This is a genomic window from Nocardia sp. XZ_19_385 (genome assembly GCF_015355755.1).
Taxonomy (GTDB): Bacteria; Actinomycetota; Actinomycetes; order Mycobacteriales; family Mycobacteriaceae; genus Nocardia.
The window spans coordinates 512,560-527,238 of sequence record NZ_JACVEE010000004.1 but is presented as its reverse complement, the minus strand read 5'-3'; the positions used below and the strand labels follow the sequence as shown (position 1 = coordinate 527,238).

Sequence of the window (14,679 nt, the reverse complement as noted above, 5' to 3'; positions counted from 1 at the left end):
TGGGCGAGCCTCTTTGACGTAATGATTACGTCATCATATTATTGGCCCTGTGTTGTTTCCGACGCCCGAACTGACCGCCGCCGATGCCCGCGTCCTCGCCGATGTGGATCGGATGCGCGCGGAATTGCGCCATGAGCTCCAGGCCAAACCCGGCAAATGGACAGGCGGGCTCCGCAAGTTCCTGACTGCGGACGCAGTCGCCGCGTCGAACTCCATCGAAGGCTTCAAAGTCTCCACCATCGACGTAGAAGATCTGATCGCAGGCGAACGGGATGTCGAGGTTTCAGAGGAGAACAAGGCCGAGACACTCGCCTACGAGCGAACGATGACCTACATCCAAACCCTGCACGACGTAGACGATTTCACGTACAGCAAGGGCTTCCTCAATGCACTGCATTGGCTGCTTCAAGGACATCGGCACACCGAACGTCGCCCAGCGGGGCAGTGGCGCCGCGGCCCGGTTTATGTGACCGATGCCCGCGACCCCAGTATCGCCGCCTACACAGCCCCGGACGCCGATCAAGTGTCGACACTGATGGAAGAGCTCGTGGATTGGCTGAACACCGACGATGGGCAGCACCCGCTTGTCCGTGCCGCGATGGCACACCTGCATCTCGTGTCGATCCACCCGTGGGCGGACGGCAACGGCCGCATGTCACGATCACTGCAAACATTGGTGATCGCCAGGGAAGGCGTGCTGGCGCCCGAGTTCTCGTCTGTCGAAGCATGGCTCGGCCGCCCGGGAAACACCTGGGAGTACTACCAGGTGCTAGGGCGGCGAGGTAGCACCTACCGGCCGGATCAAGACGTGTCCGAATGGCTTCGCTTCAGCTTGACGGCTTACCACCAGCAAGCCCAAACCGTCCATGCCCGTTGGGTGCGGTCCGGCACCGTATGGGCGAGGCTGGCCAAATATGTCGCGGGAATCCGATTGGATGACCGAGTCGTCAGCGCGTTGCATGATGCCGCCATGTCCGGAAGGGTCCGCCGTACGCGCTACGAACAAGCCGAGGGACTCAGTGTCCAACAGGCACAACGGGATCTACGTGACCTGGTCGCACTGGAGGTACTCGAGCCGGTCGGACGGACCCGTGCCCGTTTCTACAAGCCCGGGCCCGCTTTTCCGGAAGCGGCACTCGACGCTGCAAGCACCCCGACTGCCCTCGACGACCCTTACGCCGGGTTGTAGTCGCCTCGAGCCCCGGCCAGCACGGCATTCCCCTCCGCGTCGAATGGGAACATATGTTCGATTGAACTCCCGTCGACCCAGCAGAGTAATCCCCTGTTCACAACCACTCCTACGAATGTGGTGAGATACCTCGCTGCGCTTGGATGTGATCTGCGACCAGCGGTAAAGTCGGCACCTGACGCAGGTGCCCGCAAGTTATCCCGCCCGTGGGGGAAGGACGTCATGCTCTACTGGCTGCTGAAGTTCGTGTTTCCTGGACCTTTCATGCATGTCTTCAATAAACCCACGGTCGAGGGAGTCGAACACATTCCGGCGGACGGTCCGGCGATCATGGCGGGCAACCACCTCTCCTTCGCGGACTGGCTGTTCGGCCCGCTGATGAGCCCGCGGCGGATCACCTACCTGGCCAAGGCCGAATACTTCACCACCCCCGGCCTCAAGGGCCGCCTGCAGAAGTGGTTCTTCTCCGGCGCCGGTCAGTACCCGATCGACCGCACCGGCGCCGACGCCGCCGAGGACGCGCTCAACACCGCCAAGAAGCTGCTCGCCGAGGGCCGTCTCGTCGGCCTGTACCCGGAGGGCACCCGCTCCCCCGACGGCCGCCTGTACAAGGGCAAGACCGGCCTGGCCCGCCTCGCGCTCGACACCGGCGTCCCGGTCATCCCGGTCGCTGTCATCGGCACCGACAAGGTCAGCCCGCCCGGACCCTTCCGCTGGCGCTTCGCGAAGGTCACCGTCAAGTTCGGCAAGCCGATCGACTTCTCCCGCTACGAGGGCATGGGCGGCAACCGCTTCGTCGAGCGCGCCGTCACCGACGAGGTCATGTACGAGCTCATGCAGCTCACCGGCCAGGAGTACGTGGACGTCTACGCGCACAGCCTGAAGAAGGGCGTGCCGAGCGGCTCCCGCCCCGACGCCGCGCGCATCCCGGACACCGCAGCCAGCTAGCCGCACCGCACAGCAAACGAAAGGCCCCGAATCCCAACGGATTCGGGGCCTTTCGCGTCATCCTGCGCGCACTACTCGAAAGCGCACTTCGACCAGAGCTCGAACGGCCCGGACACGTTGTACACACCGGTCGCGGTCTTGATCGCCTTGGACTCGGCTTCCTCGGTAGTGGAGCCCCAGTCCGAACCCCAGCCACCGTTCTGCCCGAACGCCAGCGCGATGCAGCCGTTGCGGGACCAGATCGGATTCGGGCATCCCCCACCACAGTCGGTCTGCACCTGATTGGTGGCGGAGTCCTGGCTGATGGTGGAGCGCACCCAGACGACCTGGTTGGTGTCCTCCTTGTAGGTCGCCGCGATCCAGGTGACGGGCTTCGCCGAGGTGGTCGGCGTCGGCGACTCCGTGGTCGTGGTCTCCGACGTCGACGCGGCGCTGCTCGACGAGGAGGACGTCGAGGTGGTTGTCGCCGCGACGGTGTCGGGATCGTCCTTGTTGCTGCGGATCACCAGCACGCCGACCACGCCGACGATGGCGACCACACCGATCAGGATCGCCACGATGATCGCGGCCATCTTGCCGCCGCCACCGCCACCCGAGGGCCCGCCCGGGCCGTACGGCGGCGGCTGGTAGGGCGGCCCCGGCGGGTACTGGCCGTGCTGCTGGTACTGCGGACCCGACTGGTACGGATCACCCTGGTAGGGCTGGGTCGGCTGGTAGGGCTGACCCGGTTGCTCGCCGGGATACTGCCCGTGCGGGTATGACATTGCGGTCCCCGGTTCGTTTTTCGACATCAAGAGCGGCACTACACTATCTGTCGCTATATCGACTGGCGAGCGCGCGACGTATCACCAGTATCCAGCGCAACCCCGCCGCGGTGCACGCCCTTCGGGACCGCAAATGACCTCTGTCACATGCCAAGCGAACGGTAAGCCGGTTTTATGGTGTGGCGGCGAGGATTTGATCATGTTCAAGAAATTGCTGGCCGCGGCGGGAGTCGGCGGCGCCGAGGTCGAGACCGAACTGTTCACCCCCGGTGTGCAGCCCGGCGGCGTCGCCGAAGGTGTGATCCGGTTGCGGGGCGGCAAGATCGCCCAGGACATCGCCGAGGTCGAGGTGGAGTTCGTGACCCGGGTGGAGCACGAGCGCGACGACCATGAGGGCGTGCGGGACATGGGATTCGGGCGCACCTGGGTGCAGGGTCCGTTCCGGCTGGAGGCAGGCGCGTTCGCCGAGTTCCGTTTCGGCGCCCGGGCACCGATGGAAACCCCGATCACCTTCTACAACGGGCGCGTGCTGCCTGGTACCTGGGTGGCCCTGCGCACCATCGTCGACGTGCACGGCGCGGTCGACGCCACCGACACCGACCCGATCGGAATCGGCGCCCTGCCCGCCCAGCATGTGCTGCTGGAGGCCGTCGAACGCCTGGGCTTCGGATTGCGCAGCGCCGACGTGGAATACGGGCGCATCCGCAACAGCACCCAGACCCTGCCGTTCTATCAGGAGATCGAATTCGCCGGCTCGCCCCGGTATCCGCAGCTCACCCAGCTCGAGGTCACCTTCATGCCGAACGATCAGGGCATGAGCGTGGTGCTCGAGGCGGACAAGCGCGGCGGCCTGTGGTCGGAGAGCCGCGACGTACTCGACGCGCTCTGGGTCGATTACGCCACGCTGGGTCAACGGGATTGGGCCGCCGAACTGCACCACCGGCTCGCTGGGCTGGCCGCACGCCGCTGATAGCGCGGCGACGCCCTCCCCGTCATCCCGGCGAACGCCGGGATCCATCGCGTGGGCCCCGGCGTCCGCCGGGGTGACGGAGGGGTGGGTTGATAGCGTGGACCGAACGCCGGGCGGAATTCACGGTAGGGGTGGCTTCGGCGCCGGCGTGCGAGTGAGGTGAGCATGGTCCGCCGCGACACCGGTGGTCGAATAGTGCAGCTGCCCAAGCGGACCCCGGCAGACGGGGGCGGGGTCCCACCGGCGGGCAAGCTGGTGCGCAGCGCGAAGCTGGCGGGGGTGCCGGTGGCGTTCGCGGGCCGGCGGATGGCCGGGGTCGGCAAACGGGCAATGGGCCGATCGGTCGACGAGGTCGATCGCGAGATCCGGTTGCGCACCGCCCAGCACATGTTCGAGGTGCTCGGCGAGTTGAAGGGATGCATCGCCAAACTCGGCCAGCTGCTCGCGGTGTACGAGTTCGTACTGCCCGACGAGGTAGCCGCGCCGTATCGGGAAGCACTGGGCCGACTACAGGATTCGGCCCCGGCGATGCTCCCGGCGACGGTGCACGGTGTGCTCGCGACACATATCGGAGCCGGCTGGCGCTCCAGGTTCCAGGAATTCGACGACCGGCGACCCGCGGCCGCTTCGGTGGGCCAAGTACATCGCGCGGTCTGGCACGACGGACGACCGGTCGCGGTCAAGGTCATGTACCCCGGCGCCCGCCAAGCGATCTACGACGACCTGCAATCCCTACGCCGCATCGGCCCGCTCTTCTCGGCGCTGCTCCCCGGCGCCGACACCAAGGCCGTCATCGAAGCCCTGTGCTCCTACATCCGCGAGGAACTCGACTACTCCCTGGAAGCAACCCACCAACGAGCCTTCGCCGCCGCCTACGCCGACGACCCGGATTTCGTTGTCCCCCAGGTCATCGCCCAATACGGCGACGTCCTGATCACCGAATGGCTGGACGGCATCTCCCTATCCCGCCTCATCGCCCTCGGCTCGAGGCCCGACGGCCCCCTCCGTCCCGAACGCAACCGCATCGGCCTACTGATCCTACGTTTCCTCCTATCCGGCCCAGCCCGCGCCGGCCTCCTCTACGGCGACCCCCACCCCGGCAACTTCCGCGTCATGCCCGACGGCCGCCTAGGCGTAGTCGACTTCGGCGCCTGCGCCCCCTGGCCCCACGGCTACCTGGACATGGCCAAAGACTTCGCCCCCGCCCTATTCTCCTGCACCCCGGCCGAATTAGAGTCCGCAATCCGCCGCCACGGCTACATCGAACCCGGCCGCGACCTCGACATCGAAACCGTCATCGCCCGCCTAACCCCCATCCGCGACGCCGTCACCGCCCCCACCATCGCCCTAACCCCCAACTGGCTCCGCACCCACCTCCGCGCCGTCACCGACCTCCGCGTCACCAACGTAATCCGCCAACTAACCATGCCCTCCCAACACACCCCCGTCGCCCGCACCGCCCTAGCCGGCCTAGGCGTCCTAGGCCAACTCCGCGCCGAACTCCCCCTCCGCGCCGAATTCACCCGCTGGTTCCCCGAAATCGTCGACACCCTCGACTAGGACCACGACGTCGGTGACGTCACACGGGACGTGAGCTGAGCGGCGGATCTTTCAGCGGCAAGTGGACCATGACATTGGTGATGTCACACGGGACGTGCGCTAAGGGGCCAGGTCTGTCACCGACAGGATGAAAAGCCCCAGCCCCTTATCCGCGCAAATCCCCAGCACCCTCCCAAATCCCCGCACCATTTTCTGAGTCCCCCCACCATTCTGAATCCCTCACCGTCCTAAGCACAGCCGTCCCCCATCGCAATCCATCCAATGCATTACGCAGGGTGAACGCCGAGCGAAGCGAAGGCAAGCCCGAAGCAGTGCGGCACCGGGGAAGCGAAGCGCCCCCGGTGCCAACCCCACTCAGGTCGGCAGCGCGAAAGCCGAGCGAAGCGAGGTGTCGCGCTGACGACCCCCCTATGGTTAGCTTTCGATCCATGAGCACGCCGCGTCTTGTTTCCGCCGCCGAATTTCTACCTCGCGACACCGCGGATGTGGTTCGCACGGTGCGGGATTCACGAGATCGCGCCGAGCAACTCATGGTGCGCGGCGGCGAACAACTCGACGACGGCCTCTCCTTACCCGACCAAAGAACCGTTGTCTCCCTGCGCCGGATGAACTCGGTCCTCGACATCAACCTGGGCAGACGCACCGTGCGGGTCCAAGCCGGAGCCAAACTCTCCGATATCGATCGCCGCCTCGGGGCACACGGGCTGGGCCTGCCGATCGTCGGCGACCACCGCGACATCACCGCGGGCGGTTTCGCCTCGGTCGGCGGCGTGAGCAGCGCCTCGCACAAGTACGGCCTGTTCATCGACCAGATCGTGGATCTGGAGTACGTCGATCCGGACGGGCGCATCGGCACCTGCGGGCGCACTCATCACACCGAGCGTTTCCATCGGATCCTCGGTGCGGGCGGGCGTGCGGGCATCATCACCGCGCTCACCCTGGATGCCGTCGATATCGACAAGGACCACACCTGGCTCACCACCGACGCCGGCCGGTTCCTCGATTTCGATTCCTTCATCGAGCACGCCTACGCCGAGATCATCAAGCCCGGCAACGCCGCCTTGCAGGTGGGCCGCTGGGTCGACACCGCGCCGCTGAAGGTTTCGCGGCCGGTGGGCACCGGCCAGGTGCAGCTGGGTACCGTGCGCTTCGGCCAGTGGTCCAGCCTCTACCCCACCACTCCGACCCGGTCGCTGCGTGCTCGCCGCGAGGTCGGCACCCGCACCCGGAAGTCGTTGGGCGCCATCGCTTCTGCCGCCAGCGGCAAGGCCGGTATGCCGGTGCGCAACGCCGCGGCGGGCGCGCTCATGTTCGCCCCGAAGGTGCTGACCCTGCGCGACGCGGAGTATCTGGCGGACACCGTCATCAGTTCCTCCGAGCGCGGACCCGCCTACCGCGTCGGGATTTTCGCGCCGCTGGCCAACTACACCTCGGTGTTCTACCGGCTGCACGACCTGTTCGCCGGGCACCGCGAACGCACCGGCTGCTTCACCGTCATCTCGGCCATGACCTACGGGGTGCGTTCGAAATACCTGCAGGCCCAGGCCGCGACGCGGAACCTGCCCACCGACGACCACGCGCTGATCACCTTCACCTGCCGGTTGCGCCCCTCGGCGCTGCCATCGGAGTTGTTGCGCGACATCGTCTCCGGAATCGATGAGATCTGCACCTCCGAACACGCCCTGCGATACGAGTCGGCGGATTAGACTCCACTCACGCCGCGATTAGTCGCCGAGGGGTTGCTCCACCGCCCCTGATGGTCGCGAGCAAACTTCGGCACCGTCGGCGGGGTGTCGATGCGTTAGATCAGCGTTCCACCTGATGCGAAGGTTGCTGCTCCGATGCTCGAATTCCGCCCCGCCCCGGTTCCGTCGTTCCTTGAGCTACTCCGCAGGTCCGACCGCGACCAAGAGTGTCCCGCCGATTCCCTTGCGGGCCTGCGGATCCTGATCACCGACGCGTGTTCGGAGGTCGGGCGGGCCACCGCGGCCCGGCTCGCTGCTCGCGGCGCGCACCTGGTGCTGGTCGCCCCGCACGGGGATCAGCTCGTCTCCGTGTGCAGTGAGATCATCGGTACCGGCGGGTTCGCCCGCTGGTACCGATGTGACCTCTCCGCACTCGGGGACGTCGACCAGCTCGTGCGGTGGGTGCTCACCGAGTTCCGGACCATCGACGTGCTGGTCAACAATGCCGGCCGCCCGCCGCGCAGGCCGCTCGCCCAGTCCAGCAATCGGTTCCGTGACTATCAGCGCATGATGGCCGCCAACTACTTCGGCCCCCTGCGCCTGACCCTCGGCCTCTTACCGGCCATGTTGCAGTCCGGCTCCGGGCAGGTAATCAACGTGGGCCCCGGGAGCGCCGCGACACCGCATTTGGCCTCCTACGCCGCCGCCCAGGCCGCCTGGACCACCTTCGGTGAATGCACCGACACCGAACTCGCCCCGCACGGCATTCAGGTCAGCACCGTCCAGAGCCCGGCCGCCGAAGCAGCCCGGTCCATCGAAACCGCCATCCGCGCCCACCCGGACCGTATCGAACCCCGATTGGCCCGGACCTTGCGCGGCCGGATAAAGCGAAGCACCCCACCGGAATCCCGATGGGGTGCCTCCAAGAGCGTCTAGCTCAGTGCTTTTCCGGGCCGAGGTAGTACTCGAACACCAGGCCCGCCGCGGCGACCAGCACGGCCACCACACCGATCGCGATCAGCCAGTACTGCCAGAACGCCAGGCCCAGGGCCGCGGTCGAACCGGCGGCGGCCAGCGAGATGGGCCAGAAGCTGCCGGGCGAGAAGAAGCCCAGATCGCCCGCGCCGTCGACGATCTCGGCGTCCTCGTAGTCCTCGGGACGCAGGTCCAGACGACGGGCCACGAACCGGAAGTAGGTGCCGATGATCAACGACAGACCCGCGGTCAGCACGATCGCGGTGGTGCCCGCCCACTCGATGCCGGTGCGGGACTGCGCGGTGAAGAACCCGTAGATCACACCGGTGATCACGAAGAAAATCGTGAGGAGTTCGAAAATGCGCGCTTCGATCTTCATGTCAGCTCAATCCTCACTTGGCTTCGGAGGCGCTCTTGACCGTGCGGTCAGTATTGAACGGCTGCGTGGACGTCGCGACCGGCGACTCGCCGATGGACTCCAGCGCCTGGGCGTTGGTCATGCCCGCCTGGCGCCCCTCCATGTACTTGACGAACTTCTCCGGCGAGACCGCGCGGACCTCGAAGTTCATCATCGAGTGGAAGGTGCCGCACATTTCCGCACAGCGGCCGACGAAGGCGCCTTCCTTCTCGATCTTGGAGATCTGGAAGACGTTGTCCGACTGGTTTTCCTTCGGGTTCGGGATCACGTCGCGCTTGAACAGGAACTCCGGCACCCAGAAGGCGTGGATGACGTCCATGGCGGCGAGCTCGAACTCGATGACCCGATTGGTCGGCAGCACCAGGACCGGGATCTCCTGCGAGTTACCGATCGTCTCGATCTTGTTGTAGTGCAGGTAGGACAGGATGTCGTTGGCCGGCTTGCCGTGCACCGGGCCCGGCTGCGGGTGACCCTTGTCGTTCTTCAGCTCTTTGTAGCCCTCGAGCTGTTCCTGCGCCCTGGCCTGGCTCGCGGTGTCGACGCCGTCGTACTTGAAGCCGTCCTTGAAGTCCACCTCGCGGTAGCCGAACTTCCAGTTCCACTGGAACGCCGTCACATCGATGGTGACGTCGGGATCGGCCACCTTCTCGTGCACGTAGTTCTGCACCACGACGGTGAAGTAGAACAGCACCGCGATGATGACGAACGGGATCGCCGTGTAGGTGAGCTCCAGCGGCACGTTGTAGCCGGTCTGGCGCGGGAACTCCGGGGAGTCCTTCTTCTTACGGTGGAAGGCGACCGTCCAGAAGGTCAGGCCCCACACCAGCACACCCATCGCGAGCGCGGCCAGGACCGACCAGGTCCACAGCTCCCGCATCCGGGTGGCCTGCGGCGTGACACCCGAAGGCCAGCCGAACCGCAGCCAAACATTGTCGATCGAGCAGCCCGAGACGAGCATCGCGGTGATCCCGAGGGACACCGCCAGCCCGGCCCGTCGAAGGACGCGGCCCCGCCGACCCTCCGCGGGTCCGGCCCCGATCTCTTCGCTCGCCTTGTGCGCCACGCTCACGCCTTCCTGGTCGCCACACATTCCGACATCTGCGCCGACGGGGTGCGATCTCCCGGCGGCACTTCCTAAGCACGTTTCAGGGCCTCCGTGCGGACATGCACTGTCGAGCACACGCCAGCTGAGAAGGACCTGAGTACTACGCAGCGTAGACCAAACCGGCGCACAGTTTTGCGTCGGGTCGCGTTCGACACTCCGCCGATACTGAACCGGTAGCGCCGCACCGCCGGGCCTTGCGGCAAAAGCGCTGGACACAGGGTTGGGGTGACCCGTCAGCCGCAGGCGGACACAACATTTCGGTTCGCGGTACGGCATACTCGGTGCCAACAATCCCCCGTTACGAAAGAGGTTGCCGACGCCGTGTGTGGACTGCTCGGATATCTGAGTTCTGATGCGGCAACCGACGAAGTCGTGCAGCAGGTGTACGACGCCTTGCACTGCGTGCGCCATCGTGGGCCGGACGAACGCGGCACCTGGCACGACGACCACATCATCTTCGGGTTCAACCGCCTGTCGATCATCGACATCGAGCACTCGCACCAGCCGCTGCGCTGGGGCCCGCCGGAGAACCGGCAGCGGTACGCGCTCACCTTCAACGGCGAGATCTACAACTACATCGAGCTGCGCGCGGAACTGACCAAGGCGCACGGCGCGGAGTTCCCGGACGGTCAGATGTTCCTGACCGAGGGCGACAGCGAGACCATCGTCGCGGCCTTCCACTACTGGGGCCCCGAGGCGGTCCGGAAGCTGCGCGGCATGTTCGCGTTCGCGATCTGGGACACCGAGACTCAGGATCTGTTCGTCGCGCGCGACCCGTTCGGCATCAAGCCGCTGTTCCTGGCGACCGGGCCCGGCGGCACCGCGTTCGGCAGCGAGAAGAAGAGCCTGCTGCAGTTACTGCCTACGCTCGGGCTGAGCGACGCGCTGGATCCGCGGGCGCTCGAGCACTACACGGTGCTGCAGTACGTGCCCGAGCCCGAGACGCTGCACAAGGATATTCGCCGGCTGGAGTCCGGCAGCTATGCCACGATTCGGCCGGGTCAGGAGCCGAAGGTCAGCCGGTACTTCCATCCCGGCTTCAAGATCCGCCCCTTCGCGGCTGGTTCGGAGCAGGCCCGCTACCGCGAAATCGCGCAGGCGCTGGAGGATTCCGTCGCCAAGCACATGCGCGCGGATGTCACCGTCGGCTCGTTCCTGTCCGGCGGCATCGACTCCACCGCCATCGCGGCGCTGGCCATCCGGCACAACCCGAAACTCATCACCTTCACCGCGGCATTCGAACGCGAGGGCTACTCCGAGGCCGACGTGGCCGCCGAGAGCGCCGAGGCGATCGGCGCGCGTCATATCGTGCGGACCGTCTCCCCCGCCGAGTTCGCCGCCGCCATCCCCGAGATCGTCTGGTACCTGGACGATCCGGTGGCCGACCCGGCGCTGGTGCCGCTGTACTTCGTGGCCAAGGAGGCCCGCAAGCACGTCAAGGTGGTGCTTTCCGGCGAGGGCGCCGACGAGCTGTTCGGTGGCTACACCATCTACCGGGAGCCGTTGTCGCTCAAGCCGTTCGAGTACCTGCCGCGCGGTGTGCGTAAGCTCGCGGGCCGGCTCTCGGATCGGATCCCGGACGGCACCCGCGGCAAGAGCCTGCTGCACCGCGGTTCGCTGACGCTGGAAGAGCGCTACTACGGCAACGCGCGCAGCTTCAACGACGCGCAGCTGCGTGCCGTGCTGCGCGAGTTCCGGCCGGAATGGACCCACCAGGACGTCACCGCCCCGATCTACGCGCAGTCGCGCGGCTGGGACCCGGTGGTGCGGATGCAGCACCTGGACCTGTTCACCTGGCTGCGCGGCGACATCCTGGTCAAGGCCGACAAGATGACCATGGCGAACTCCCTGGAACTGCGCGTGCCGTTCCTGGATTCGGCGGTCTTCGAGGTCGCCGAGCAGCTGCCGTTCGAGCAGAAGATCACCAAGGACACCACCAAATACGCGCTGCGCCAAGCCCTCGAGGGCATCGTGCCCGGGCATGTGCTGCATCGCGCCAAGCTCGGTTTCCCGGTCCCGATGCGGCATTGGCTGCGCGGCACCGAACTCTATGACTGGGCCCAGCAGACCATCGCCGACTCGCAGACCGACCACCTGCTGGACAAGGCCGCGATCAAGGGCATGCTCGACGACCATCGCGCCGGGCGCTCGGACCACAGCCGCCGGTTGTGGACGCTGCTGGTGTTCATGGTGTGGCACGGCATCTTCGTCGAGGACCGGATCAAGCCCGATATCCAGGAGCCGGTGTACCCGGTTTCGCTCTGAGCTCTACGAACAGCGAAGCGCCCCTCAGCCTTTCGGGCCGAGGGGCGCTTCGCATTCGGTAGCTCAGAGCAGCGGCTTGAGGTCGGCCGCGGCTTCGGCGCCGTAGGCCTGGGTCAGGCGCTCCAGTGCGTCGTCCTTGTTCAGGGTCCATTCCTGGGTGCCCATGGTCTCCAGTACCAGCACCGCGATCAGCGAACCGAGCTGCGCGGAACGCTCCAAGCTCAAGCCCGCGGTGTGGCCGGTGAGGAACCCGGCGCGGAACGCGTCGCCGACACCGGTCGGCTCCACCCGCCCGCGATCCGGCACCACGCCGACGTGCACCTCGGTGCCGTCGCGATCCACGATCTTCACGCCCTCGGCGCCCAGGGTGGTCACGCGGATGCCGACCTTGGCCGCGACCTCTTCCTCGCTCAGCCCGGTCTTCTGCAGCAGCAGCGCCCACTCGTACTTGTTGGTGAAAAGGTATGCGGCGTCTTCGATCAGGCGCACCGCCTGATCACCGTCGAGGCGGGCCAGCTGCTGCGAGGGGTCGGCGGCGAACGGGATACCCGCCTCGCGGCTCTCCTCGGTGTGCTTGAGCATGGCCTCGGGATCGTTGGCGCCGACCAGCACCAGATCCAGCGAATGGTTTTCGGCCAGTTCGGTGATCGAGATGTCGCGGGCCTCGCTCATCGCACCCGGGTAGAACGAGGCGATCTGCGCCATGTCCTCATCGGTGGTGCAGACGAAACGCGCGGTGTGCGCCTTCTCCGAGACGAGCACGGTCGAGCAGTCGACGCCGTTGCTCTCCAGCCAGGCCCGGTATTCGGCGAAGTCCGCGCCGACCGCGCCCACCAGCAGCGGGCGCTGGTTCAGCAGGCCCATCGCGTAGGCGATGTTGCCCGCGACGCCACCGCGGCGCAGCTGCAGGTCATCGACTAGGAAGCTCAGCGAGACATGGTCGAGCTGATCGGCCAACAGCGCGTCGGCGAACCGCCCGGGAAAGCGCATGAGATGGTCGGTCGCGATGGACGCGGACACGGCGATAGACACGAGCTGAGGCCCTTCGAACGGTGGGTGGACGCGCGATGAGTGAGGACGGGGGCAGTCCCCGTCCTCACGGTATCAATCTCAGCTCAGTTGAAGGAGTCGCCGCAGGCGCACGAACCCGTGGCGTTGGGGTTGTCGATGGTGAAGCCCTGCTTCTCGATGGTGTCGACGAAGTCGATCGAGGCACCCTGGACGTACGGGGCGCTCATCCGGTCGATGGCCAGCTTGACGCCGTTGAAGTCGGCGACGAGGTCGCCGTCGAGCGAACGGTCGTCGAAGAAGAGCTGGTAGCGCAGGCCGGCGCAACCGCCCGGCTGCACAGCGATGCGCAGCGCCAGGTCGTCGCGGCCTTCCTGCTCCAGCAGCGCCTTCGCCTTGATGGCGGCGGCCTCGGTCAGGATCGCGCCGTGAGTTTCGGTCTCGTTCTGCACAGTCATGAACTCTCCTAAAGGGACAGCTGTGGTCAACCCGTGAACAGCGCACGGCTCGTGGTCCTCAACACCACTCAGCGGGCTGCTATTCCCTATCTTGCCACCACCGTACTCACACAGAACATCCGCTCCTGGACTTTCCGGGACCCGCGCGTTTCCGACTGCGCCCCGCATCGAATAGCCTGGTCGCTGTGAAATTGTTCCGTCGCGGCGAGTCCAGCACCACCGACGCGACCGCCGACACCACGGCGGACGCGAACGGTGGCGTGGCCTCCGACACCCGCAACTCATCCACTGTCACCCTCGGCAAAGGCCGTCCGACGCCGAAACGTCGTGACGCACAAGGGAAGCGGCGCGGCCCGGTCGCGCCCGCACCCCTCACCTCCAAGGAAGCGCGGGCCCGGCGCAAGGCCACCCGCGGCAACAAGGCGGACCGGAAAGCAGCCTCGGCCGAACGCCGTCTGGCCGCCCAGGACCGGCGCCAGCGCATGCTCGCCGGTGAGGACAAGTACCTGCTGCCGCGCGATCAGGGCCCGGTTCGCGCCTTCACACGTGACGTAGTCGACGCCCGGCGCAACCTGGTCGGACTGTTCATGCCGATGGCGCTGGTGCTGATCCTGACCACCTTCGTGCTGCCCGCCTACCAGGGCTACGTGACCTTGGTCATGCTCGGCATGATGCTCTTCATGATGGTCGAGGGCGTCATCCTCGGGCGCACGGTCAACAACCGGGTGCGGGAGCGGTTCCCCGAGACCACCGACGGCGGCGTCAAGCTGGGCTGGTACGCGTTCGTGCGGGCCTCGCAGATCCGCAAGATGCGCGCCCCGAAGCCGCGCGTCAGCCCCGGCGACGCGATCTAGACCTCCTCGAACAGCGAACAGGCCCTTCCGGATTCGGAAGGGCCTGTTTTCGTTTATGGGGGTTGCCGGCACCGGGCGGCGGCTCAGTGATGATCCGCCGCACGACCGAAGATCGCATTCAGTTCGCACTGCAGGCGCTGGGCGTCGCGGTCGTCCACGTTGGACGAACCGGTCAGCCCGCGACCGCGGATCGCGATGATCGCGAAAACCGCGATCAGTACCAGGGTGAGGATCAGCGCAATCATGACAGGAGGGCCCCTCCGGAATAGGCGCGCATCGCGGCCAGTTCGTTCTGGACACGCTGTGCGTCGCGATCGGCGGGCGCGGATCCGGTCCGGTCCCGGCCGGCGGTGACGACCCCGAGGGCGACGATGACGGTGGCGATAAAGAGGAAAGTAAGCATGGCAGTAATTTTGCGCTCGATTAATTACCGCCGAAAGTGGCGGTTCTGTCATTGTGCGCAAAGATTCAGCCAGGTAG

General features: G+C 66.4%; 15 protein-coding genes. 8 read left to right on the top strand and 7 right to left on the bottom strand.

The features are described from left to right. The first annotated feature begins 49 nt into the window (after nucleotides 1-49). The gene (locus IBX22_RS31400; RefSeq protein ID WP_194819370.1) at nucleotides 50-1,189 is read left to right on the top strand and encodes a Fic family protein; all 1,140 of its coding nucleotides are present in this window, start codon (nucleotides 50-52) and stop codon (nucleotides 1,187-1,189) included. Nucleotides 1,190-1,411: 222 nt separating this feature from the next. Then, nucleotides 1,412-2,137: a 1-acyl-sn-glycerol-3-phosphate acyltransferase gene (locus IBX22_RS31395; protein ID WP_194819369.1), complete on the top strand. Its 726-nt coding sequence runs from the start codon at nucleotides 1,412-1,414 to the stop codon at nucleotides 2,135-2,137. A gap of 71 nt (nucleotides 2,138-2,208) precedes the next feature. On the opposite strand, the gene IBX22_RS31390 is transcribed toward IBX22_RS31395, so the two are convergent. Continuing rightward, nucleotides 2,209-2,901: a DUF4189 domain-containing protein gene (locus IBX22_RS31390; protein ID WP_194819368.1), complete on the bottom strand. Its 693-nt coding sequence runs from the start codon at nucleotides 2,899-2,901 to the stop codon at nucleotides 2,209-2,211. A gap of 199 nt (nucleotides 2,902-3,100) precedes the next feature. On the opposite strand from IBX22_RS31390, the gene IBX22_RS31385 reads away from it, so the two are divergent. From IBX22_RS31385 to IBX22_RS31370, 4 genes are all read left to right on the top strand, one after another. Then, nucleotides 3,101-3,871, top strand: a complete 771-nt coding sequence (locus tag IBX22_RS31385; RefSeq protein ID WP_194819367.1) for a sporulation protein — start codon at nucleotides 3,101-3,103, stop codon at nucleotides 3,869-3,871. A gap of 165 nt (nucleotides 3,872-4,036) precedes the next feature. Continuing rightward, a complete protein-coding gene (locus IBX22_RS31380) occupies nucleotides 4,037-5,431 on the top strand; it encodes an AarF/ABC1/UbiB kinase family protein (protein WP_194819366.1) in 1,395 nt (464 codons plus the stop codon). A 428-nt stretch (nucleotides 5,432-5,859) separates the two neighbouring features. Next, complete coding sequence (locus IBX22_RS31375; RefSeq protein ID WP_194819365.1) at nucleotides 5,860-7,137, top strand: FAD-binding oxidoreductase; 1,278 nt, start codon at nucleotides 5,860-5,862, stop codon at nucleotides 7,135-7,137. Nucleotides 7,138-7,272: 135 nt separating this feature from the next. Beyond that, complete coding sequence (locus IBX22_RS31370) at nucleotides 7,273-8,052, top strand: SDR family NAD(P)-dependent oxidoreductase (RefSeq protein ID WP_194819364.1); 780 nt, start codon at nucleotides 7,273-7,275, stop codon at nucleotides 8,050-8,052. A 1-nt stretch (nucleotide 8,053) separates the two neighbouring features. Here the strand turns inward: IBX22_RS31370 and IBX22_RS31365 are convergent, their stop codons facing one another. Together IBX22_RS31365 and IBX22_RS31360 are read right to left on the bottom strand one after the other, a co-directional pair. Then, nucleotides 8,054-8,470: a cytochrome c oxidase subunit 4 gene (locus tag IBX22_RS31365; RefSeq protein WP_194819363.1), complete on the bottom strand. Its 417-nt coding sequence runs from the start codon at nucleotides 8,468-8,470 to the stop codon at nucleotides 8,054-8,056. Between the two features lie 13 nt (nucleotides 8,471-8,483). Beyond that, on the bottom strand, nucleotides 8,484-9,467 hold the full coding sequence (locus IBX22_RS31360; protein ID WP_228539916.1) for a cytochrome c oxidase subunit II: 984 nt from the start codon (nucleotides 9,465-9,467) through the stop codon (nucleotides 8,484-8,486). Between the two features lie 468 nt (nucleotides 9,468-9,935). Here IBX22_RS31360 and asnB point away from each other — a divergent pair, with 468 nt between their 5' ends. Next, nucleotides 9,936-11,879 (top strand): asparagine synthase (glutamine-hydrolyzing), encoded by a 1,944-nt coding sequence (gene asnB, locus IBX22_RS31355; protein ID WP_194819361.1) that lies wholly within the window; start codon nucleotides 9,936-9,938, stop codon nucleotides 11,877-11,879. Nucleotides 11,880-11,942: 63 nt separating this feature from the next. On the opposite strand, the gene IBX22_RS31350 is transcribed toward asnB, so the two are convergent. Both IBX22_RS31350 and IBX22_RS31345 read right to left on the bottom strand, forming a co-directional pair. Continuing rightward, the gene (locus tag IBX22_RS31350) at nucleotides 11,943-12,911 is read right to left on the bottom strand and encodes a carbohydrate kinase family protein (protein ID WP_194819360.1); all 969 of its coding nucleotides are present in this window, start codon (nucleotides 12,909-12,911) and stop codon (nucleotides 11,943-11,945) included. An 83-nt stretch (nucleotides 12,912-12,994) separates the two neighbouring features. Further along, nucleotides 12,995-13,345, bottom strand: coding sequence for an iron-sulfur cluster assembly accessory protein (locus tag IBX22_RS31345; protein ID WP_194819359.1), 351 nt, complete (start codon nucleotides 13,343-13,345; stop codon nucleotides 12,995-12,997). A gap of 185 nt (nucleotides 13,346-13,530) precedes the next feature. Between IBX22_RS31345 and IBX22_RS31340 the strand changes: the two genes are divergently transcribed. Beyond that, a complete protein-coding gene (locus IBX22_RS31340; protein ID WP_194819358.1) occupies nucleotides 13,531-14,199 on the top strand; it encodes a DUF3043 domain-containing protein in 669 nt (222 codons plus the stop codon). A gap of 83 nt (nucleotides 14,200-14,282) precedes the next feature. On the opposite strand, the gene IBX22_RS31335 is transcribed toward IBX22_RS31340, so the two are convergent. Beyond that, nucleotides 14,283-14,444, bottom strand: coding sequence for a hypothetical protein (locus IBX22_RS31335; RefSeq protein ID WP_194819357.1), 162 nt, complete (start codon nucleotides 14,442-14,444; stop codon nucleotides 14,283-14,285). Beyond that, nucleotides 14,441-14,602 carry a hypothetical protein gene (locus tag IBX22_RS31330; protein WP_194819356.1) on the bottom strand — a complete coding sequence of 54 codons (162 nt, stop codon included), beginning with the start codon at nucleotides 14,600-14,602 and terminating at the stop codon, nucleotides 14,441-14,443. The genes IBX22_RS31335 and IBX22_RS31330 overlap by 4 nt, the downstream gene beginning before the upstream one ends. Nucleotides 14,603-14,679: the final 77 nt, after the last annotated feature.

Bases quoted from the DNA above. Each gene is read 5' to 3' on its own strand.
- IBX22_RS31330 (WP_194819356.1), bottom strand. From the start codon at position 14,602: ATGCTTACTTTCCTCTTTATCGCCACCGTCATCGTCGCCCTCGGGGTC.
- IBX22_RS31395 (WP_194819369.1), top strand. From the start codon at position 1,412: ATGCTCTACTGGCTGCTGAAGTTCGTGTTTCCTGGACCTTTCATGCAT.
- IBX22_RS31365 (WP_194819363.1), bottom strand. From the start codon at position 8,470: ATGAAGATCGAAGCGCGCATTTTCGAACTCCTCACGATTTTCTTCGTG.
- IBX22_RS31345 (WP_194819359.1), bottom strand. From the start codon at position 13,345: ATGACTGTGCAGAACGAGACCGAAACTCACGGCGCGATCCTGACCGAG.
- IBX22_RS31370 (WP_194819364.1), top strand. From the start codon at position 7,273: ATGCTCGAATTCCGCCCCGCCCCGGTTCCGTCGTTCCTTGAGCTACTC.
- IBX22_RS31390 (WP_194819368.1), bottom strand. From the start codon at position 2,901: ATGTCATACCCGCACGGGCAGTATCCCGGCGAGCAACCGGGTCAGCCC.
- IBX22_RS31385 (WP_194819367.1), top strand. From the start codon at position 3,101: ATGTTCAAGAAATTGCTGGCCGCGGCGGGAGTCGGCGGCGCCGAGGTC.
- IBX22_RS31375 (WP_194819365.1), top strand. From the start codon at position 5,860: ATGAGCACGCCGCGTCTTGTTTCCGCCGCCGAATTTCTACCTCGCGAC.
- IBX22_RS31380 (WP_194819366.1), top strand. From the start codon at position 4,037: ATGGTCCGCCGCGACACCGGTGGTCGAATAGTGCAGCTGCCCAAGCGG.
- IBX22_RS31335 (WP_194819357.1), bottom strand. From the start codon at position 14,444: ATGATTGCGCTGATCCTCACCCTGGTACTGATCGCGGTTTTCGCGATC.
- IBX22_RS31360 (WP_228539916.1), bottom strand. From the start codon at position 9,467: ATGCTCGTCTCGGGCTGCTCGATCGACAATGTTTGGCTGCGGTTCGGC.